This is a genomic window from Mycoplana ramosa (assembly GCF_041930185.1).
GTDB classification, from domain to species: domain Bacteria; phylum Pseudomonadota; class Alphaproteobacteria; order Rhizobiales; family Rhizobiaceae; genus Mycoplana; species Mycoplana ramosa.
The window spans coordinates 87,620-107,248 of the sequence record NZ_JBHEEW010000003.1; the positions used below are offsets into that span (position 1 = coordinate 87,620).

Annotated in this window: 21 protein-coding genes; 13 read left to right on the plus strand and 8 right to left on the minus strand. The window is 64.7% G+C overall.

Annotated features, from left to right (window positions below; translation table 11 throughout):
• Nucleotides 1-41: 41 nt before the first annotated feature.
• The gene (locus JNC62_RS04785; RefSeq protein ID WP_374836478.1) at nt 42-1,202 is read left to right on the plus strand and encodes a M20 aminoacylase family protein; all 1,161 of its coding nucleotides are present in this window, start codon (nt 42-44) and stop codon (nt 1,200-1,202) included.
• A 59-nt stretch (nt 1,203-1,261) separates the two neighbouring features.
• On the opposite strand, the gene JNC62_RS04790 is transcribed toward JNC62_RS04785, so the two are convergent.
• From JNC62_RS04790 to dapF, 4 genes are read right to left on the minus strand one after another with little or no spacing between them, the layout of a single operon-like run.
• The gene (locus JNC62_RS04790) at nt 1,262-1,903 is read right to left on the minus strand and encodes a septation protein A (RefSeq protein ID WP_374836919.1); all 642 of its coding nucleotides are present in this window, start codon (nt 1,901-1,903) and stop codon (nt 1,262-1,264) included.
• An 11-nt stretch (nt 1,904-1,914) separates the two neighbouring features.
• Entirely contained in the window at nt 1,915-3,588 is a 1,674-nt protein-coding gene (gene ftsY, locus JNC62_RS04795) for a signal recognition particle-docking protein FtsY (protein ID WP_374836480.1), read from the minus strand.
• A 12-nt stretch (nt 3,589-3,600) separates the two neighbouring features.
• Complete coding sequence (gene mtaB / locus JNC62_RS04800) at nt 3,601-4,878, minus strand: tRNA (N(6)-L-threonylcarbamoyladenosine(37)-C(2))-methylthiotransferase MtaB (protein ID WP_374836482.1); 1,278 nt, start codon at nt 4,876-4,878, stop codon at nt 3,601-3,603.
• The gene (dapF, locus tag JNC62_RS04805; protein ID WP_374836483.1) at nt 4,875-5,792 is read right to left on the minus strand and encodes a diaminopimelate epimerase; all 918 of its coding nucleotides are present in this window, start codon (nt 5,790-5,792) and stop codon (nt 4,875-4,877) included. Before dapF ends, mtaB begins: the two co-directional genes overlap by 4 nt.
• Before the next feature lie 786 nt (nt 5,793-6,578).
• On the opposite strand from dapF, the gene ffh reads away from it, so the two are divergent.
• From ffh to trmD, 5 genes are all read left to right on the plus strand, one after another.
• Entirely contained in the window at nt 6,579-8,150 is a 1,572-nt protein-coding gene (gene ffh, locus JNC62_RS04810; RefSeq protein WP_374836485.1) for a signal recognition particle protein, read from the plus strand.
• A gap of 10 nt (nt 8,151-8,160) precedes the next feature.
• On the plus strand, nt 8,161-8,484 hold the full coding sequence (locus JNC62_RS04815) for a chorismate mutase (RefSeq protein WP_374836486.1): 324 nt from the start codon (nt 8,161-8,163) through the stop codon (nt 8,482-8,484).
• A gap of 36 nt (nt 8,485-8,520) precedes the next feature.
• A complete protein-coding gene (gene rpsP / locus JNC62_RS04820; protein ID WP_374836488.1) occupies nt 8,521-8,886 on the plus strand; it encodes a 30S ribosomal protein S16 in 366 nt (121 codons plus the stop codon).
• A gap of 158 nt (nt 8,887-9,044) precedes the next feature.
• A complete protein-coding gene (rimM, locus tag JNC62_RS04825) occupies nt 9,045-9,617 on the plus strand; it encodes a ribosome maturation factor RimM (RefSeq protein ID WP_374836490.1) in 573 nt (190 codons plus the stop codon).
• Between the two features lies 1 nt (nt 9,618).
• The gene (trmD, locus tag JNC62_RS04830; RefSeq protein ID WP_374836491.1) at nt 9,619-10,317 is read left to right on the plus strand and encodes a tRNA (guanosine(37)-N1)-methyltransferase TrmD; all 699 of its coding nucleotides are present in this window, start codon (nt 9,619-9,621) and stop codon (nt 10,315-10,317) included.
• Here the strand turns inward: trmD and JNC62_RS04835 are convergent.
• Nucleotides 10,299-11,045, minus strand: coding sequence for a sulfite exporter TauE/SafE family protein (locus JNC62_RS04835; protein ID WP_374836493.1), 747 nt, complete (start codon nt 11,043-11,045; stop codon nt 10,299-10,301). The two genes, trmD and JNC62_RS04835, sit on opposite strands and share 19 nt — an antisense overlap.
• Before the next feature lie 294 nt (nt 11,046-11,339).
• On the opposite strand from JNC62_RS04835, the gene rplS reads away from it, so the two are divergent.
• From rplS to JNC62_RS04860, 5 genes are all read left to right on the plus strand, one after another.
• Nucleotides 11,340-11,858 (plus strand): 50S ribosomal protein L19, encoded by a 519-nt coding sequence (rplS, locus tag JNC62_RS04840; RefSeq protein ID WP_374836495.1) that lies wholly within the window; start codon nt 11,340-11,342, stop codon nt 11,856-11,858.
• Between the two features lie 214 nt (nt 11,859-12,072).
• Nucleotides 12,073-12,870, plus strand: a complete 798-nt coding sequence (locus JNC62_RS04845; RefSeq protein ID WP_374836497.1) for a transporter substrate-binding domain-containing protein — start codon at nt 12,073-12,075, stop codon at nt 12,868-12,870.
• 8 nt (nt 12,871-12,878) lie between these two features.
• Nucleotides 12,879-13,700 (plus strand): amino acid ABC transporter permease, encoded by an 822-nt coding sequence (locus tag JNC62_RS04850; RefSeq protein WP_374836499.1) that lies wholly within the window; start codon nt 12,879-12,881, stop codon nt 13,698-13,700.
• A gap of 240 nt (nt 13,701-13,940) precedes the next feature.
• Entirely contained in the window at nt 13,941-15,350 is a 1,410-nt protein-coding gene (gene leuC, locus JNC62_RS04855; RefSeq protein ID WP_374836500.1) for a 3-isopropylmalate dehydratase large subunit, read from the plus strand.
• A gap of 120 nt (nt 15,351-15,470) precedes the next feature.
• On the plus strand, nt 15,471-15,989 hold the full coding sequence (locus tag JNC62_RS04860; RefSeq protein WP_374836502.1) for a SixA phosphatase family protein: 519 nt from the start codon (nt 15,471-15,473) through the stop codon (nt 15,987-15,989).
• 37 nt (nt 15,990-16,026) lie between these two features.
• On the opposite strand, the gene JNC62_RS04865 is transcribed toward JNC62_RS04860, so the two are convergent.
• Entirely contained in the window at nt 16,027-16,575 is a 549-nt protein-coding gene (locus tag JNC62_RS04865; protein ID WP_374836504.1) for a L,D-transpeptidase family protein, read from the minus strand.
• 157 nt (nt 16,576-16,732) lie between these two features.
• Between JNC62_RS04865 and JNC62_RS04870 the strand changes: the two genes are divergently transcribed.
• Together JNC62_RS04870 and JNC62_RS04875 are read left to right on the plus strand one after the other, a co-directional pair.
• Nucleotides 16,733-17,416: a response regulator transcription factor gene (locus tag JNC62_RS04870; RefSeq protein WP_374836506.1), complete on the plus strand. Its 684-nt coding sequence runs from the start codon at nt 16,733-16,735 to the stop codon at nt 17,414-17,416.
• 109 nt (nt 17,417-17,525) lie between these two features.
• On the plus strand, nt 17,526-17,981 hold the full coding sequence (locus tag JNC62_RS04875) for a cyclic nucleotide-binding domain-containing protein (protein ID WP_374836508.1): 456 nt from the start codon (nt 17,526-17,528) through the stop codon (nt 17,979-17,981).
• 16 nt (nt 17,982-17,997) lie between these two features.
• Here JNC62_RS04875 and JNC62_RS04880 read toward each other — a convergent pair whose 3' ends face one another.
• Together JNC62_RS04880 and JNC62_RS04885 are read right to left on the minus strand one after the other, a co-directional pair.
• Nucleotides 17,998-18,804, minus strand: coding sequence for an exodeoxyribonuclease III (locus JNC62_RS04880; RefSeq protein WP_374836510.1), 807 nt, complete (start codon nt 18,802-18,804; stop codon nt 17,998-18,000).
• Nucleotides 18,805-18,931: 127 nt separating this feature from the next.
• Nucleotides 18,932-19,594 carry an outer membrane lipoprotein carrier protein LolA gene (locus JNC62_RS04885; RefSeq protein WP_374836511.1) on the minus strand — a complete coding sequence of 221 codons (663 nt, stop codon included), beginning with the start codon at nt 19,592-19,594 and terminating at the stop codon, nt 18,932-18,934.
• Between the last annotated feature and the right edge of the window lie 35 nt (nt 19,595-19,629).

A 19,629-nucleotide genomic window follows, 5' to 3' on the forward strand; every position in this document is an offset into this window, starting at 1 on the left:
CCCGCATCGCGAGGCGGCGGCCCCTCAAGCAGGAGAAGCCCATGAACACGATCGCCAAACAACTGGAAGAAGATGCCGCCCCGATGAAGGAGTGGTTCGAACACATGCATCGCAATCCGGAATTGTCGATGCAGGAAGCCAGCACCGCCGACTATATCGCCGAACAGCTGCGCGGCTTCGGCGCCTATGACATCGTGACCGGCGTCGGCAAGCATGGGATCGTGGCGACGCTGAAGTGCGGGGATGGCGACAAGGCGATCGGGCTCCGGGCCGATTTCGACGCGCTGCCGATCCAGGAGCAGAACAATTTTCCCTACAAATCGACCAAAGAGGGGATATCGCATCTCTGCGGCCATGACGGCCACACTGCCATGCTGCTGGGGGCCGCCCGCTATCTGGCCAGGACCAGGAACTTCAATGGCACCGTTCGGCTGATCTTCCAGCCCGGCGAAGAAACCATGGAAGGCGGGCCGGCCATGATCAAGGACGGGCTGTTCGAACGCTTCCCGGTCGATGCCGTTTTCGGCATGCACAACATCCCCGGTCTCGAAGAGGGAAAGTTCTATTTCCGTCCCGGAGAGATGATGGCGGCGGTCGACAACTGGGAGGTCGAGATTGTCGGCAAGGGCGGCCACGGCGGCATCCCCGAGCTGACCATCGACCCCGTCGTGGCCGGCGCATCCGCCGTCATGGCGATCCAGAGCATCGTGTCGCGCAACGTCGCACCGGCGCACCGTGCCGTCGTCACCATCGGCGCATTCCTGGCGGGCAATGCCGGCAATGTCGTGGCCAACAACGCCATCCTGCGCCTTTCGGTGCGCACCACCACGCCCGAGGACCGCGAGATGGTCCTGAGCAACATCCGCCGCATCGTCGCCCACCAGGCGGAGTCCTTCGGATGCACCTCGCAAATCCGCGAAGGCGTTCCGGGCGCCGTGCTCGTCAACGATGCGGGCGAAACCGAAAAGGCTGTGCGGATCGCCCAGGCGGCGTTCGGCGAGGATCAGGTCATCTATCCCGGTCCGTCCTTCCTCGCCTCTGAAGACTTTGCCTTCATGCTGCAGGAAAAGAAGGGCACCTATTGTTTTCTCGGCAGCGGTCCGGGCAAGATGGTCCACCACCCCGAGTACTACTTCAACGAGAACCTCCTGCCCGTGGGCGCGGCCTATTGGGTGGCGCTGACCGAAGGCTACCTGCGCTGATCAGCTGCGCGTCGGACGACGGATCCGCCGCGCCTTCAAGGGATTAAAACGCTGCGCCTTTATCGCGGCGCCTTGCCCTCTTCCGGCGGCTCGACCGAGTATTTCATGATTAGCGGCATCTGCGACAGGGTGAAGAGGATGGTGATCGGCATCGTGCCCCAGACTTTGAACGCCACCCAGAAATCCGTCGAGAACTGCCGCCAGACAATCTCGTTCAGCACGGCGAGAACGAGGAAGAACAGGCCCCAGCGTAGCGTCAGCTTGCGCCAGCCTTCCTCGGTCAGGCGGAAAGCGGCGTTGAAGACGTAGCCGAGCAGCGGCTTGCCGAAGGCGAGGCCGCCGAGAAGAATCGCGCCGAACAGCGTGTTGACGATCGTCGGCTTCATCTTGATGAAGGTGTCGTTCTGCAGATAGAGCGTCAGCGCGCCGAAGACGAAGACGACGATGCCGGAGACCAGCGGCATCATCGGCAGGGTGCGGGTCAGCACCCAGGAGACGATGAGAGTGGTCGCCGTTGCCGCCATGAACAGGCCGGTGGCGATGAAGATCGGGCCGCCGAGGTCCGACAGCAGCGGGAAATGCCCGGCCAGCCATTCGCCGCGCGAATTGGCGAAGAAGAAGACGACGAGCGGGCCGAGCTCCAGCACCAGTTTCAACAGCGGGCTCACCTTGGGCTTGCCGGCGTCCTCCAGCGTCTCGATGATGCGGTCGTTCATGCCTCAACCCCTGCAATCGCCTGCGCGAAATCCCTGGCCTCAAACGGCTCGAGATCGTCGATGCCTTCGCCGACGCCGATGAAATAGACCGGCAACTTATGCTTGGCGGCGATCGCCACCAGGATGCCGCCGCGGGCTGTACCGTCCAATTTTGTCATGATCAGGCCGCTGACGCCGGCGACGTTGCGAAAAATCTCCACCTGGTTCATGGCGTTCTGGCCGGTGGTGGCGTCGAGTGTCTGCAGGACAGTGTGCGGTGCGTCCGGGTCGAGCTTGCCGAGCACGCGGACGATCTTCTCCAGTTCCGCCATCAGTTCCGTCTTGTTCTGCAGCCGGCCGGCGGTGTCGATGATCAGCACGTCGCTCTGCTTCGCCTTCGCCTGCTCGTAGGCCTCGTAGGCGAGGCCGGCCGCATCGGCGCCGAGCTTGGAGGAGACGATCTCGGAGCCGGTCCGTTCGGCCCAGATGTGAAGCTGCTCGATGGCAGCGGCCCTGAACGTGTCGCCGGCGGCCATCATCACCTTCAGGCCGGCGCCGGAGAGCTTTGCCGCCAGCTTGCCGATCGTCGTCGTCTTGCCGGTGCCGTTGACGCCGACAACGAGGATGACGTGCGGCTTGTGCGACAGGTCGAGCTCCAGCGGCTTTGCCACCGGTTCCAGCACCTTGGTGATCTCGCCAGCCATGATGCGGGCCACGTCCTCGCCGGTGACCTCCTTGCCATAGCGCTCGGAGGCAAGCGTATCGGTGATGCGCAGCGCGGTCTCGACGCCGAGATCGGCCTGGATCAACAGGTCTTCGAGGTCCTGCAGCGTCGCGTCGTCGAGCTTGCGCTTGGTGAAGAGGCTGGCGATCTGGCCGGTAAGCTGGGCGGAGGTGCGGGCAAGGCCTGCTCGCAGCCGCTGGAACCAGCTCCGCTTCGGTTCGGGCTTGGGCGCATCCGCTTCCTTCGGCCGCTGGTCGGTGGAGGAAAAGCCCTTGGGCAGCACCGGCGCCGGCCTGGCTTCCTCGACCGGCTCGATCGGTTCCTTCCTTGCCTTGGCGGGCTTCCTTTTCGCCGGTGCGGTCGGAGCCGGAACGACGTCGCCGGGACTGTCGACGGACGCAGCCTCCGCGGCGTCGATGATCGCTGCGGCAGCCCCATCGTCCTCGGCAGGCGTATCGCCCGGCGCCTCTTCGAGAAGGGGGCCGGCGGCCTTTTCGCTGGCGGCGAGTTCCTCGTGTGCATGTTCCACGCCGCCCATGCCGAGGTTGATGAGCTCGGCCGCGCGGGTCGTTTCGGCCTCGGGTGACAAGCCAGCGGCGCTACCTGCAACAGGGACGACTTCAATGGCTTCACCTGCCGCCGGAGCGTCAGCGTGTTCGACGGCTGGGGTCTCGTCGCCGTCTGCCTCTGTCGTCTGCAACGGGTGAACGAGCGGCGGAAGGGGATAGATGTCGGAATGCAATTCAAGACGATGCAGGTCCGCATCCGGGTTCGCGGCTTCGGCCTCCTCCAGAAGCAGGTCGCGCGCCTCGCCGGCGGTCACATCCGTGGCAGGCGCAAGGTCGTCGACGTCAGCCGCCTGTTGCTCGCTCACAGGCTCGTGTGGCGTTGTCTCCTCAGGTGTTTGCGCCGCGGGCGCGGAGTCCTTGCCGAAGGAGAAGATCTTCTTGATGAAGCCGAGGGCCATGAACGAAATCCGCTAGCTACGAGATGATACGGGACTTGCCTGCACGATCAAATGCTTGCCATTGTGGCCGGTGACGGTCACCGGCACAAGGTCGCGCGGCGGAAGGCCATCCGCCTCGACCAGCGTGAAGTTCTCCGTATGCGCCAGTCCGTTGTTTTCGACAAGGATCATTTGCCGGCTGCCGACCATCGAGGCGAGGTGGGCAAGGCGGAGCCGCTCTCCCGTTTCGCGCAGTTGTGCCGCCCGTTCCTTGACGAGCGCCCGCTCGAGCTGCGGCATGCGCGCCGCCGGCGTGCCGGGGCGGGGGCTGTAGGGAAAGACGTGGAGATTTGCGATGCCGCACGCCGCCGCGAGGCTGGCGCTCCGCTCCGCCATCTCCTCGGTCTCGGTCGGAAAGCCGGCGATCATGTCGGCGCCGAAGCTGATCTCCGGCCTCAGCCGGCGGACCTGGTGGCAGAACGACAGGGCGTCGGCGCGCGAATGCCGCCGCTTCATCCGCTTCAGGATCAGGTCGTCGCCGTGCTGCAGCGACAGGTGCAGGTGCGGCATGAAGCGCGGCTCGTCGGCGATCAGGTCGAAGAGATGGCGATCCGCCTCGACGCCGTCGATCGACGACAGCCTGAGCCGCAGGATGTCCGGCACCTGCTTCAGCAGCGTCTTCGCCAGCAGCCCGAGGCTGGGCTGCCCCGGCAGGTCGGCGCCGTAGCTGGTCGCATCGACGCCGGTCAGAACGATCTCGCGATAGCCGCCCTCGACCAGTTGCCGCGCCTGGTCGACGATCGCGCCCATCGGCACGGATCGGGAGTTGCCGCGGCCGAAGGGTATGATGCAGAAGGTGCAGCGGTGATCGCACCCGTTCTGGACCTGGATGAAGGCGCGCACGTGCCCGTCGATCGCCTTGACCAGTTGCGGCGCCGTCTCAGTCACGCTCATGATGTCGTTGACCCGGACCTTCTCTTCCGCCGAGACGCCGAAATCCGGTAGAGAGCGGTAGGAGGCGCTTTTCAGCTTTTCCTCGTTGCCGAGCACGGCGTCGACCTCCGGCATGTCGGCAAAGGTTTCCTTCTCCGTCTGCGCGGCGCAGCCGGTGACGATGATGCGGGCATGCGGATGGTCGCGGCGGGCGCGGCGGATCGCCTGGCGGGCCTGGCGCACCGCTTCGCCCGTCACCGCACACGTGTTGACGAGGATGGCGTTGTTGAGCCCAGCCTTCTCCGCCTCGCCGCGCATCACTTCCGATTCATAGGTGTTGAGGCGGCAGCCGAAGGTTATGACCTCGACGCCGCTCAAGGCACCGCCGCTCCGCCGCCGGCCACAATCTCCGCGTCGCGCTGCCAAGCGCCGCTCGCAGGATCGAGGGTGCCCGACCATTCCCATTCGGCGGGGCCGGTCATGACGACATGATCGTCGCTTTCGCGCCAGTCGATGGTGAGAAGGCCAGGCGGATTGGCCGAAGCGACGTGGACGTCGACCTTGCGGCCGGTGCGTCCCGTCCGGGCGGCGCTGACGGCGGCGGCACAGGCGGCCGAGCCGCAGGCAAGCGTCAGCCCGGCGCCGCGCTCCCAGGTGCGCGTCGTCATTGTCGTGCGCGAGGTGACCTGCGCCAGCGTGATGTTGGCCCGCTCGGGGAAGATCGGGTGGTTCTCGAGCAGCGGCCCGAAGCGGGCGAGATCGTAGGACATCACGTCGCGGTCGACCCAGAAGACCGCGTGCGGATTGCCCATCGACACGGCCGATGGTGAATGCAGCACCGGAGCGTCGATCGGCCCGATCTGCAGTTCGATGCGGCGGGTGTCGTGGAATTCCTCGGCCAGCGGGATCCGCTTCCAGTCAAAGACGGGCCTGCCCATGTCGACGGAGATCGTGCCGTCCTCATGCTCGACCGCGTTGAGGATGCCGGCCACCGTCTGGAAGGTGAAGACCTTCCTGCCGGTCTCGGCGGCAATCGCCTGCACCACGCAGCGCGTGCCGTTGCCGCAGGCCTGCGCCTTGCTGCCGTCGCAATTGAGGATGTCGATGAAGGCGTCGGTGCCGTGAGCCTTCGGATCATGGATCGCCATGATCTGGTCGAAGGCGGTTTCGGGATCGGCGGCGAGCGCGATCGCGGCCTCGGCGGTCACGCGGTCGTTGCGGCCGCGCATGTCCACGACCAGGATCTTGTTTCCCAGCCCGTTCATCTTTGCAAATGCGACCATGTCGGCCATGACGACAATCCATCAGGGGCAAAACGCCCGTTCACCGGGGCTATATGGCGAAAATCCGGGGCAATTACCAGTGGCCCGCAGGGCGAACCGGTGCGCATCCGGCAGTTCGCCCATGAGCCTGCAATGGCGCCAGCGGCGCGACGGCCGGAACTGCAAGCCACGGCGCATGGCGAAACACAGGTCAGCCGTTGTTCAACCGACAACCTGTCGAAGCGCACCGAGCAGCAGGCTGCATCGCTGGAAGAAACTGCCGCAGCCCTCGATGAAATCACCGCCACGGTGAAGGCGGCTCATCAGCGGGCCGAGCAGATCGACACTTCCATTTCGACACGGTCGCGCAGAGCAAGCACCGGCAAGCGAAGGCTGCCTGACACAACACGAGGGTTTGACGCGAGAATGGCGTCGACCTCACTGAGACAAGAGGGTTCTCCGGACCGGAGAACCCTCGCCGATCGTGGGCCCTGCCGTGGCGGATCGGTGGACCGGCCAAGCGGACGCCGGCTGGCATTCCGGCCCGCGCGACAGGCGTGCCGGACACGCCGGCCGAAGCACCGGCTTCCGGCGTACGGCTTGACTTTCCGCGCTCATTCCTGTTTAAGCGCGCCATCTGCGACAAGTGACGATGCTTGAAGCCGCCGACCGGGACCCGAAAAGGTATAAAGAGATCCCGGAGGTCAACACCCGACAGCGCGATGCGCCCTCGGGTGCTATTTGGCTTTGCGTCTTGTTTTTGTCGCCGATTGCACCGACGTTTCCGCCAGATGCGGAAACAAGAAGGACGACGTGATGTTTGAAACACTCCAGGACCGCCTTGGCTCCATTCTGAATGGACTGACAGGCCGCGGCGCGCTGTCGGAAGCCGATGTCTCGGCGGCGCTGCGCGAGGTCCGCCGCGCGCTTCTCGAGGCGGATGTGGCGCTGGAAGTGGTGCGCTCCTTCACCGATGCGGTGCGTGAAAAGGCCGTCGGCGCTGAAATCCTGAAGTCGATCAAGCCTGGCCAGATGGTCGTCAAGCTCGTCCATGACGAACTCGTGGCGATGCTTGGCTCCGAGGGCGTGTCGATCGACCTCAATGCCGCCGCCCCCGTCGTCATCATGATGGTCGGTCTGCAGGGCTCCGGTAAGACGACCACCACTGGCAAGATCGCCAACCGGCTGAAGACGCGCGACAAGAAGAAGGTCCTGATGGCCTCGCTCGACACGCGCCGGCCGGCCGCGCAGGAGCAACTGCGCCAGCTCGGCGTGCAGACCGGTATCGACACGTTGCCGATCATCGCCGGCCAGTCGCCGACCGACATTGCCGCACGCGCCGTGCAGGCCGCCAAGCTCGGGGGTCATGACGTCGTCATCCTCGACACCGCCGGCCGCACCCATATCGACGAGCCGCTGATGATCGAGATGGCGGAGATCAAGCGGAAGTCCAATCCGCACGAGATCCTGCTCGTCGCCGACGCGCTGACCGGTCAGGACGCCGTCAACCTCGCGCGCAACTTCGACGACCGCGTCGGCATCACCGGCCTCGTCTTGACCCGCATGGACGGCGACGGCCGCGGCGGTGCGGCACTGTCGATGCGCGCCGTCACCGGCAAGCCGATCAAGCTGATCGGTGTCGGCGAGAAGATGAGCGAGCTCGAGGAGTTTCATCCCCGCCGCGTCGCCGACCGCATTCTCGGCATGGGCGACATCGTCTCGCTGGTTGAGAAGGCGGCGGAGAACATCGACGCCGAGAAGGCGGCCGCGATGGCCGCCAAGATGGCCAAGGGCAAGTTCGACCTGAACGATCTCGCCGACCAGCTGCGCCAGATGCAGAAGATGGGCGGCATGGGCGGCATCATGGGGATGATGCCCGGCATGGCCGGCATGAAGGACAAGATGGCCGCCGCCGGGCTCGACGACAAGATGTTCGGCCGCCAGCTCGCCATCATCTCCTCGATGACCAAGGCCGAGCGCGCCAACCCGGACATTCTCAAGCATTCGCGCAAGAAGCGCATCGCCGCCGGCTCCGGCACCGATGCCGCCGACATCAACAAGCTTCTGAAGATGCACCGCCAGATGGCGGACATGATGAAGATGATGGGCGGCAAGAAGGGCGGCGGCCTGATGAAGCAGATGATGGGCGGCCTGGCCGGCAAGATGGGGCTCGGCGGCATGGGCGCCGGCATGGGTGGCATGCCGGACCTGTCGAAGCTCGATCCGAAGCAGCTGGAAGCCCTGCAGAAGCAGGCGGAAGCCGCCGGCATCAAGCCGGGCGGCATGCCCGGCCTCGGCGGCGGGGGCCTTCCGGGACTCGGCGGGGCGAAGCTGCCCGGTCTTGGCGGCGGTTTTCCGGGCCTTCCCGGCCTGCCGAAGAAGAAGTGAGGTACGGCCGATGATCGATCCCGAGATCAAGAAGCAATTGGCCGAGTATCGTCAGTCGATCGACAACATCGATGCTGCCCTGGTCCACATGCTCGCCGAGCGCTTCCGCTGCACCAAGGCGGTGGGCGTTCTGAAGGCCACCCACGATTTGCCGCCGGCGGACCCGGCGCGCGAGGAATACCAGATCGAACGCCTCCGCCGCCTGGCGAAGGACGCCAATCTGGATCCGGATTTCGCGGAGAAGTTCCTGAACTTCATCATCCGCGAGGTGATCCGGCATCATGAAGCCATCGCCGCCGACTATGGCGGCTCCAGCACTCAGCCTACCGCTTGAACGAAGCGGCCAGTCATATCCCGAAGGAGAAATGCAATGTCCCTGAAAATCCGTCTCGCCCGTGGTGGTTCCAAGAAGCGCCCGTACTACCAGATCGTCGTCGCTGACGCCCGCTCGCCGCGCGACGGCCGCTTCCTCGACCGGGTCGGCGCCTGGAACCCGATGCTCGGCAAGGAAGACGCCAAGCGCGTCGAACTGAACGAAGAGCGCATCAAGGAATGGCTTGCCAAGGGCGCCCAGCCGACCGACCGCGTGCTGCGCTTCCTCAACGAAGCCGGCATTGCCAAGCGCGAAGCCCGCAGCAACCCGGACAAGGGCAAGCCGGGCAAGAAGGCGCTCGAGCGCGCCGCCGAGAAGAAGCAGAAGGCCGAAGACGCCGCTGCCGCCGCTGCCGCGGAATAATTCCGGCCTTCGCCCGGAATGGCTCCAGTTTCGAACGGGCGGCGTGTCCCATGCCGCCCGTTTCGTTTGCGAGCAGACTTGCTCCGCACGCACTTCGAGGCGTATTGGAGCCGTAGGACAGAGGTGCGCACGGTCGGTGCGCGAGCGGATCGAAGACGATGAGCAAACTCGACAACCCCGTTCTGATGGGCACGATCGGCGCCGCGCAGGGTCTGCGCGGCGAGGTTCGCGTCAAGGCCTATACGCTCGATCCGACCGCGCTCGGCGACTACGGCAATCTTCATAGCGAGGACGGCCGGGTGTTTGAGGTGCTGGAGGTCCGCGAGGCCAAGAATGTCGTCATCGTGCGGTTCCGCGGCATCAACGATCGCAACGCCGCCGAGGCGCTGAAGGGGCTCGAGCTCTATATCGAGCGCGACAAGCTGCCCGACGAGGAACTCGACGAGGACGAATTCTTCTATGCCGATCTCGAGGGGCTGGAGGCCGTCGACGAGACCGGCCGCAGCCACGGCACGGTCACGGGGATCTTCGATTTCGGCGCCGGCGACCTCCTGGAACTGAAGGGCCCCGGCAAGCGGCCGCTGCTGATCCCCTTCTCCGAGGCTGCCGTCCTGGAGGTTGATTTCGAGAATGGCAAGCTTTTGATCGATCCGGTTGCCGCCGGCATCGACGACGAGAACGAGGATCGTCCCGGCAGCCGCCGGCGCCGCCCGCCGCGCGAAGGGGAGTGACGTGGGTTTTCGTGCCACCGTCCTGACGCTCTACCCGGAGATGTTTCCGGGCTTTCTCGGCCAGTCGCTGTCCGGCAAGGCGCTTGTGCGCGGCGACTGGTCGCTCGAGACCGTGCAGATCCGCGATTTCGCCACCGACCGCCACCGCACCGTCGACGACACGCCGGCCGGCGGCGGCGCCGGCATGGTGCTGAAGCCCGACGTCCTGGCCCGCGCGATCGACCAGGCTGCACCGGAAGGTGATGCCCGTCCACGTCTGTTGATGAGCCCGCGCGGCCGGCCGATCACCCAGGGCCGCGTGCGCGAGCTCGCCGCCGGCGAAGGCGCGGTCATCGTCTGCGGCCGCTTCGAGGGCGTGGATCAGCGGGTGATCGACGCCCGCGGCCTCGAGGAGGTGTCGATCGGGGACTACATCCTTTCAGGCGGCGAGCCGGCGGCGATGATCCTGCTCGACGCCATCGTGAGGATTCTGCCCGGCGTGATGGGCAATGCGCTGTCCGGCGTGCACGAGAGTTTCGAGGGCGGGCTGCTGGAGCACCCGCACTACACCCGCCCGCAGGTCTGGGAGGGCCGCGAGATCCCGGCCGTGCTCGGCTCCGGCCACCACGCCGAAATCGAGAAGTGGCGGCTGACGGAAGCGCGCCGGCTGACCGAGGAGCGCCGTCCGGACCTGCTCCCTGCTCAGCCCGTGACGAAGTAGTAGACCGTCAGCAGGCCTCCGACGGCGACGACCAGCGCCCGGATCAGGTTCTGCGGCACACGCCGGGCGATCCAGACGCCAAAATAGCCGCCGATTGCGCCGGCCGGCACCATCACCGCCGCCTGCGGCCAGCCGACCACGTCGCCGCTGGCGAAGACGATGATCGCGACGGCGGCGATCAGCATGGCGAGGAAATTCTTCAGCGCGTTGAGCTTGTGGTAATCGCCGCCCTTGGAGAGGCCGAGGACGGCGAGCGTCATGATGCCCATGCCGGCGCCGAAGAAGCCGCCGTAAATCGAGGTGGCGAATTGGCCGAAGAGGCCGAGCGGGCCGATCGGCTGTTCGGCGTGAAGGGTCTTCGGCCGCAGCAGCGGGCCGGCGGCGAAGATGGCGGTTGCCGTCAGCAACAGCCAGGGCACCAGCGCGCGAAATCCGGGGTTCGACATGGACAGCAGCAGCAATGAGCCGCCGACGCCGCCGATGAGCGACAGCACGCCCACCTTGAGGGCCTCGTTCCAGTCCGCGCGGATTTCGCGCCAGTAGGCCATGGCCGAGGTGACGTAGCCGGGAAACTGGGTGATCGACGAGGTGGCGTTGGCGATAATCGGCGGAACCCCGGTCAGGGTCATGGCGCCGAAGGTGAGAAAGGTGCCGCCGCCCGCGATCGCGTTGACCACGCCGGACAGAAATCCGGCGACGAACAGGAATACGGCATCGGCAATCGGCATGTTTCCCCCTCGGTTGGCCTCCCCCGGCCAACGGCTGAACCGACCGTCTGATACCGCCCCGTGCAACCGGGCGGCAATGCCCAATTTCGCAAAAGGCGATTTATCGGCCCGGCAGGGATGACAAGCGCTGTCGATTGGTGTATTGGCCGGCACGGTTTTGGGATTATCCTTGGAAAACCGCAAGCAAAGAATGGCGAATCCGCTCCTGCCCGGCAACGGGCATTTCCCCGAGGTCACCCGACGGGAGACGGTCGAGCGCTCTGGCTGTTTCAGAAGAACGTAAAGGTTAGACCGATGAACATCATCCAGCAGCTCGAGGCCGAACAGGCCGCCAAGATCGCCGCCAAGCGCACGCTCCCGGAATTCTCCCCGGGCGACACGCTCCGCGTCAACGTCCGCGTGACGGAAGGCAGCCGTACCCGCGTGCAGGCCTATGAGGGCGTCTGCATCGCGCGCTCCGGCGGCGGCATCAACGAGAGCTTCACCGTCCGCAAGATTTCCTACGGCGAAGGCGTCGAGCGCGTATTCCCCGTCTACTCGCCGCTCGTCGAAGGCGTCGAAGTCATCCGCCGCGGTAAGGTTCGCCGCGCCAAGCTCTACTACCTGCGCGATCGTCGCGGCAAGTCGGCCCGTATCGTCGAGAACACCGGCACGCGCGCCCGCAAGCTGAATGACGCCGAACGTGCAGCCGTTGCCCAGGAAAAGGCACGTCTGGAAGCCGAGAAGGTCGCAGCCGCCCAGGCACTTGCCGCCGAGAAGGCAGCCGCCGAGGCCGCCGAAGCCGCAAAGGCAGCGGAAGCCGCAGCCGAATAAGACCGGCGCGTATTTTCTGAAAGGTCGTCGGGTCAGTCCCGGCGGCCTTTTGCTTTTCCGCCAGCGCTCTGGGCCAGGTTCCGCAGGCCGGCACGTTCACGACAACCCTTGCGGAAGAGAATTGTCTCCTGCACCTGAAATCCGGCACGAACTCGCTTGCCAGTGCCGAGCGATCTATGACAGTTTTTCGCTTGCCACGTTTCAGGAGAATCCTATGCTTTTCCGCCGCACTATCCTTGCCGGACTTTCTGCCCTTGCCCTGATGCCGCTGACCGCCGCCGCCGCCGATCTTCCCGATCTCGGCGGAAGGGCGGTCGTCGTCGTGACGGAAAACGCCTACCCGCCGCTGCAGTTCGTCGACCCGAAGACCGGCGAGCAGATCGGCTGGGAATATGACGCGATGAACGAGATCGCCAAGCGGCTGAACTTCAAGGTCGAGTACCAGAACACCAGCTGGGATGCGATGATCCAGGCGGTGCATGACGGCCAGTACCAGATCGGCATGACCGGCATCACCATCAAGGACGACCGTAAGGAAAAGGTCGACTTCTCCGATCCCTACATGCGCTCGCAGCAGTTCATGCTGGTGCGCGCCGATGAGAACCGCTTCACCGACGCCAAGACCTTCGGCGCCTTCGCCGATGGCCTGATCGCCGCTCAGCCGGGCACCTCGCCTTTCTACACGGCCGTCTACGAGATCCTCGACGGCAACGAGCAGAACCCGCGCATCAAGCTGTTCGAGACCTTCGGTGCGACGGTGCAGGCGCTGAAAGCCGGCGACGTCGACCTGGTGCTGACCGACAGCGTCGCCGCCAAGGGCTATGTCGATGCCTCTGAAGGCAAGCTGAAAGTGATCGGCGAACCGCTCGGCACCGAGGATTTCGGCTTCATCTACCCGAAGGGCTCAGACCTGGTGGCCCCGATCAATACCGCCATTGCCGCGATGAAGGCGGACGGAACGCTCGACGCCCTGAACAAGAAATGGTTCCTCGACTACAAGATGGGTCAGTAAGCGGCCCCATGGCATCCATATCCCCCCGTGCGGGAGCGGCGAAGGGCGACTATCCCTGGTGGCTGGTCGCCCTTGTCGCGATCGGCCTCGCCATCGCAGTCGTCATCGCCGCAAACGACATCTATGCCCAGGTGTTCGGCGTCATCCTCAAGGGGCTGTGGGTGACGGTCTTCGTCACCATCGTAGGCTTTGTGCTCGCTACGCTGCTGGGGCTCGGTGTGGCGCTGCTCGCCTTATCCGAGACCACGCTGCTGCGGCAGATCGCCCGCTTCTACACGGAAGTGATCCGCGGCGTGCCGATCCTGGTGCTGCTATTCTACATCGCCTTCGTCGGCGCGCCGGCCCTTGTGGCACTGGCGAATTTCGTCATCGCGCCGTTGGTCAATGCCGGCTACGTCGAACCGCTGCTCGTCCGGGATGTGTCGCTGATGTGGCGCGCGATCATCGCGCTGATGATCGGCTACTCCGCCTTCATCGCCGAGGTCTTCCGCGCCGGCATCCAGTCGGTCGACAGGGGGCAGGTCGAGGCGGCCAAGGCACTCGGCCTGTCACGCACCCAGCGCTTCCGGCTCGTCGTCTTTCCCCAGGCGATCCGCGTCATCCTGCCGCCGCTCGGAAACGACTTCGTTGCCATGGTCAAGGATTCCTCGCTCGTCTCCGTGCTCGGGGTCTCCGACATCACCCAGATGGCCAAGGTCTACGCGTCCGGATCCTTCCGCTTCTTCGAGACCTATTCGATCGTCGCCTATGTCTACCTGATCCTGACGATCGGCCTGTCGCTGGCTCTGCGGGCGCTGGAACGGCGGCTGCGCCGGGGCGTCGAGCGCTGACCCAGGCGAATCTCTCCGATTGCCGGGGCGCCGAAAAATTGTTATGTGCGGCCCATGGAATCCAAGTTCGCATGCATTGGCGCGCGTATCGTCGTCTTGCAGGATCACAAGCGCCTGCCGGTACGCTTTTTTGCGCGCGTGTGCGGGGCGCTCACGAGCCGCCTAGCCTGATCCAATCGGATCCAGCGGCTCTTGCCGCAATCGCTATCCATTTCCATCGCATCAACCGGATGAAGACCCATGAGCGCACCCCGTACCCTCTACGACAAGATCTGGGACGACCACGTCGTCAGCACGCAGGAAGACGGCACCTGTCTTCTCTACATCGACCGGCACCTCGTCCATGAGGTGACGAGCCCGCAAGCCTTCGAGGGCCTGCGCATGGCCGGCCGCAAGGTTCGTCATCCGGAGAAGACGCTCGCCGTCGTCGACCACAACGTGCCGACTTCGCCGGACCGCAAGAACGGGATCAAGAACGAGGAGAGCCGCATCCAGGTCGAGGCGCTCGCCAGGAACGCCGCCGACTTCGGCGTTGAATACTACTCCGAGAACGACGTCCGCCAGGGCATCGTCCACATCGTCGGTCCAGAGCAGGGCTTCACGCTGCCCGGCATGACGATCGTCTGCGGCGACAGCCACACCTCCACCCACGGCGCCTTCGGGGCGCTGGCGCACGGCATCGGCACCTCGGAGGTCGAGCACGTGCTCGCCACCCAGACGCTGATCCAGAAGAAGGCGAAGAACATGCTGGTGCGCGTCGACGGCCAGCTGCCGCCGCATGTCACCGCCAAGGACATCATCCTCGCCATCATCGGCGAGATCGGCACTGCCGGCGGCACCGGTTACGTGATCGAGTTCGCCGGCGAGGCGATCCGCTCGCTGTCGATGGAAGGCCGCATGACCGTCTGCAACATGACGATCGAAGGCGGCGCCCGCGCCGGCCTGATCGCGCCGGACGAGAAGACCTTCGCCTATGTCAAGGACAAGCCCCGCGCGCCCAAGGGCAAGGCCTGGGACATGGCGCTCGACTACTGGAAGACGCTGCACACCGACGAGGGTGCGCACTATGACCGCGTCGTCGTGCTCGACGCCGCCAACCTGCCGCCGATCGTCTCCTGGGGCTCCTCGCCGGAGGACGTCGTCTCGGTGCAGGGCGTCGTGCCGAACCCCGACGACATCGCCGACGAGACGAAGCGGGCCTCGAAGTGGCGCGCGCTCGACTACATGGGCCTGAAGCCCGGTACCAAGATCACCGACATCGCCATCGACCGCGTCTTCATCGGTTCGTGCACCAACGGGCGCATCGAGGACCTGCGCGAAGTCGCCAAGGTCGTCGAGGGCAAGAAGGTCGCCTCGACCGTCAGCGCCATGATCGTCCCGGGCTCGGGCCTGGTGAAGGAGCAGGCGGAGGCGGAAGGGCTCGACAAGATCTTCAAGGAAGCCGGCTTCGACTGGCGCGAACCCGGCTGCTCCATGTGCCTTGCGATGAACGACGATCGGCTCAAGCCGGGCGAGCGCTGCGCCTCGACCTCGAACCGCAACTTCGAGGGCCGCCAGGGCTTCAAGGGCCGGACCCATCTCGTCTCGCCGGCGATGGCGGCGGCGGCGGCCGTGGCCGGCCATTTCGTCGACATTCGCGAGTTCAACTGAACCGGGCCTGCACTGCCCTGCCGCGAAGGCGCCGGATGAAATGGGGGCCGTCCGCCAAGGGCGGCCTCTTGCATTTGGGCCGGATGGTGGCCGTAATTGATGCGACCGGAGGAGCAGACGATGACTGACCGCCGCCTTATCCTGCTACGCCATGCCAAGTCCGCCTGGCCGGACGGCGTTACCGATCTGAAGCGGCCACTGGCCCCGCGCGGGCAGAAAACAGCGCCGTTGATGGGAGCCTACATGGCGCGGGAACGCCTGGTCCCTGACCTTGTGCTGGTCTCGACGGCCCGCCGCACGCAGGACACCTGGAACCTGATCGCGCCCAATCTGCCGAAGGGCGTCAAGAAGCGTGACATCGACGCGATCTACGAGGCGCCGCCAAACCGGCTTGTGGAGGTGGTTCGCGATACCAGCGCCAGCGTGCGCTGCCTGATGCTGGTCGGCCACAATCCGGGACTGCAGCAATTCGCGCTTGCGCTTGTCGGTGCCGGTGAAGCCGATGCCGTCAGGCGGCTAGGCGAAAAATTTCCAACCGCAGCATTGGCCGTGTTCGATTTCTCGCTTGAATCCTGGTCGGACGTGCATGCCGGAACCGGAACGCTGGAACGCTTTGTGACGCCGAAGTCCATCGCTTGAGAGGTCTCCCGCCGCGGTCGCCGGTGCGCACGGCGCCTCAGACGACGCGCAGCCGGGTGCCCCGCCGCAAGAACGGCAGTAGCCGCATCATGTCGCCCGCGTTCACGGCGACGCAGCCGGCCGTCGGTTCATAGCCTGGTCGAATGAGGTGAAAGAAGATCGCCGATCCCCTGTTCCGCCGCCGCGAGGTGATGTTCCAGTCCAGCACCAGGCACACGTCATAGAGGTCGTCGGCACGCCACATCTCCTCGTGGCTGGCAAGGAACGGCGCCCGCACCAGGCGGTTGTAGGAAGGATGGTCCGCGGCGTCGCACCAGAGCATGTCGGCGCGGATGCGCCGGAGCGGCAAAGGGGTGGAGACTCCCCCCACTCGATCCGCCCGCCAGAAGCCGTGGAGTAGGCCCATCGATGCGATCGGGGTGGCGCCGTCGCCTTCGCGCTTCAGGGCAGTGGTGCCGCTGCGGCCGATCGCCGCTGGAATGCGCAGCACTCCATACTGCAGAATGGCGCGGCTCTTTTTCGCAGGGGCACGCCGTACCACGATTGTGCCGTGTTTTTCTGGTGCTGTCTTTGCTATTCGTCTCATACTGCTGCTCTTAGGTGCTCATGCAGTTGTGTCATGTCCGCCAATCTTTGCAGATGCACGGGGTCGGCTGCGGGACTCCGAACTTACCAATAAGCCAAGCAGGGTTGTCAAAAGTACAATTTTGCTTAGGTTCAACTTGAATGCCGGAAGGGAAAAGATGACGTCGCGAACGATCCTCATTGTCGATGATGACAGCGATCTGCGGGAAACGCTGGTCGAGCAGCTTGCGCTCTACGAGGAGTTCACGATCCTTCAGGAAACGACGGCCGCCAAGGGCATGCAGGCCGCGCGCGCGGGGCAGGTGGATCTGTTGATCATGGATGTCGGCCTGCCGGACATGGACGGGCGCGAGGCCGTCAAGCTTTTGCGCAAGGGCGGCTTCAAGGCGCCGATCATCATGTTGACCGGGCACGACACCGATTCCGACACCATCCTCGGCCTGGAAGCGGGCGCCAACGACTACGTTACGAAGCCGTTCCGTTTTGCCGTCCTTCTCGCCCGCATCCGTGCACAACTGCGTCAGCACGAGAGCAGCGAGGACGCCACCTTCACCGTTGGCCCCTATACCTTCAAGCCTGGCCAGAAGCTTTTGACGATGGACAACGGCCAGAAGATCCGCCTCACTGAAAAGGAAGCGGCGATCATCCGCTATCTCTATCGGGCCGACCAGAAGGTGGTTACCCGCGATGTCCTGCTCGAAGAGGTGTGGGGCTATAATTCCGGTGTCACGACTCATACGCTGGAAACCCATGTCTACCGGCTGCGCCAGAAGATCGAGCGCGACCCGTCGAATGCCGAGATCCTCGTCACCGAGAACGGCGGCTACAAGATCGTCCCCTGATGCTCCCGCGCCCGCTGGACGCGGCGTGTTGTTGTCGGTTATTGGATTGCCAAGAATTCGAGGAGGCTTCGCGGTTTGCGAAGCCCCGACAGCATGCCGGAGGCGCCGCTTGGCTCTCATTGACGATATCAGGCTTTTCGCGCAGGTTCCCTTGTTGGCCGGACTTTCGGAAGACAAACTGCGGCTGATGGCCTTTGGCGCCGAGCGCCGCCGGCTCGTCGAAGGCCAGACGCTGTTTCGCGAAGGCACGTCCGCCGATTGCGGCTTCGTGATCGCCTCGGGCAATTTTCGTCTCTATTCCACCGCGCGCGACGGCTCGGTGCGGGACGAAGGGACCGCCGGCCGCGGGTCGCTTCTGTCGGAGCTCGCAATGATCACCGTCGTCGAACGCAAGTTCACCGCCACGGCGACGGAAGACAGCGAGGTCATCCGCATCAACCGTCCGCTGTTTCGACGGATGCTGGAAGAATATCCGGATGTGGCGACGCTGGTGCATGCGCGCATCCGTGCCAACCTGGAAGCGATGATCAACGGCGCGACGGGCATGGCCGGCCGCTTCGCCTGAACGCTGCTGCCGGCTCCTACAGATCGAAGGTCGCGATCACCGGAACGTGGTCGGACGGGCGCTCCCAGCCGCGCGCCTCGCGCAGGACGGTGATCACGGACAGATGCGCCTCGAGGTCGGCCGATGACCAGATATGGTCGAGGCGGCGACCCCGGTCGGCAGCATTCCAGTCCTGGGCACGATAGCTCCACCAGGTGTAGAGCTTCTGGTCGGCCGGGATCTTGCGGCGCATGAGGTCGACCCACGCACCCTTTGTCATGACCTCCATCAGACCTTCGACTTCGACCGGCGTATGGCTGACGATCTTAAGCAGTTGCTTGTGCGACCAGACGTCGTGTTCGAGCGGCGCGATGTTGAGGTCGCCGACGAGGATCGAGGAGATGCCGGCCTCGGCTTCCGCGTGCAGCAGCTTCATTTCCTCGATGAAGTCGAGCTTGTGGCCGAACTTGGGATTGATGGTGCGATCCGGCTCGTCGCCGCCGGCCGGCACATAGAAATTGTGCAGCCGGATCGACTTGCGGCGGTGCGTGAAGACGACCGAGAGATGCCGCGCGTCGCCGACGCCGCAATAATCGCGCCGTTCGACGAGTTCGGTCAAAGGCAGCCGGGAGATCGTCGCAACGCCATGATAGCCTTTCTGGCCATGCATCAGGATGTGTTCGTAGCCGAGCGCCTTCAGCGGCTTCGACGGGAACTGGTCATTCGGGCACTTGGTTTCCTGAAGGCACAGGATGTCCGGTTCGTAGGTTTTGAGGAAATGCTCGACAAGGCCGATCCGCAGCCGGACGGAGTTGATGTTCCAGGTGGCGATCGAAAGTGGCATGCCGTGTCCTCGTCAGGCCCGATGGTGGGTCCGCGAGCTGTTTAGACCGGTATTGTCTGGAAGAAAACAGCCGCAGCGGTGAAACCGGTGCGGCCATTCGGCTTGCGAGGGGTGGCGGATGGAGGAGTTACCGGCCGTGAATCTCGTTGTAGGGGATAGCGAAGACCTTTGGGTCCAGCTGCACGCCGGTCTTGACGTTGAAGATCATGACCGAGGTGTCCTTGCCCTGTGCGTCCCGGATCGTCCACTGACGCAGGTCGTAGGTCTTCGGGTCGAACATCATCGTGATGGTCGAACTGCCGAACATGTTGCGGTCACCAAGCACGATGGTGATGAGATCGTCCTCGACTTTCACCCCGCGAACCATATTGGAACTCAAATCGATCCGGTTGCCGAGAAGCAGCTTGAGCGGCGTCTTGGAGAGCGGATAGACATCCCAGGTTTTCAGCTTGCGATTGCCGATGACCACCGTGCTGCCATCGGAGATGACGCGCATCGGCGAGGGATCTTCGTAGTTGAAGCGGATCTTGCCCGGGCGGCTGATGTAGAACTTGCCGCCGGTCTGCTCGCCGCGCGGGCCGAATTGCACGAACTCGCCCATCATCGTCTTCACGGAGGAGAAATGATCGGCGATCCGCTGAGCCGCACCGGAAGCTTGGGCGCCGGCCGGCCGTGGTGCCAGGATCGCAGGACCGGCTGCGAGCAACAGCGCCGTCAGACCGACAAAACCGCGTCGCGTGATGGCCATGCCAGCGGTCGTTTGGTCAGTGCTCATATTGATCTCCTTCATGTCGCTCTCATGTACGCCAAGTGCGGCGCCATCAA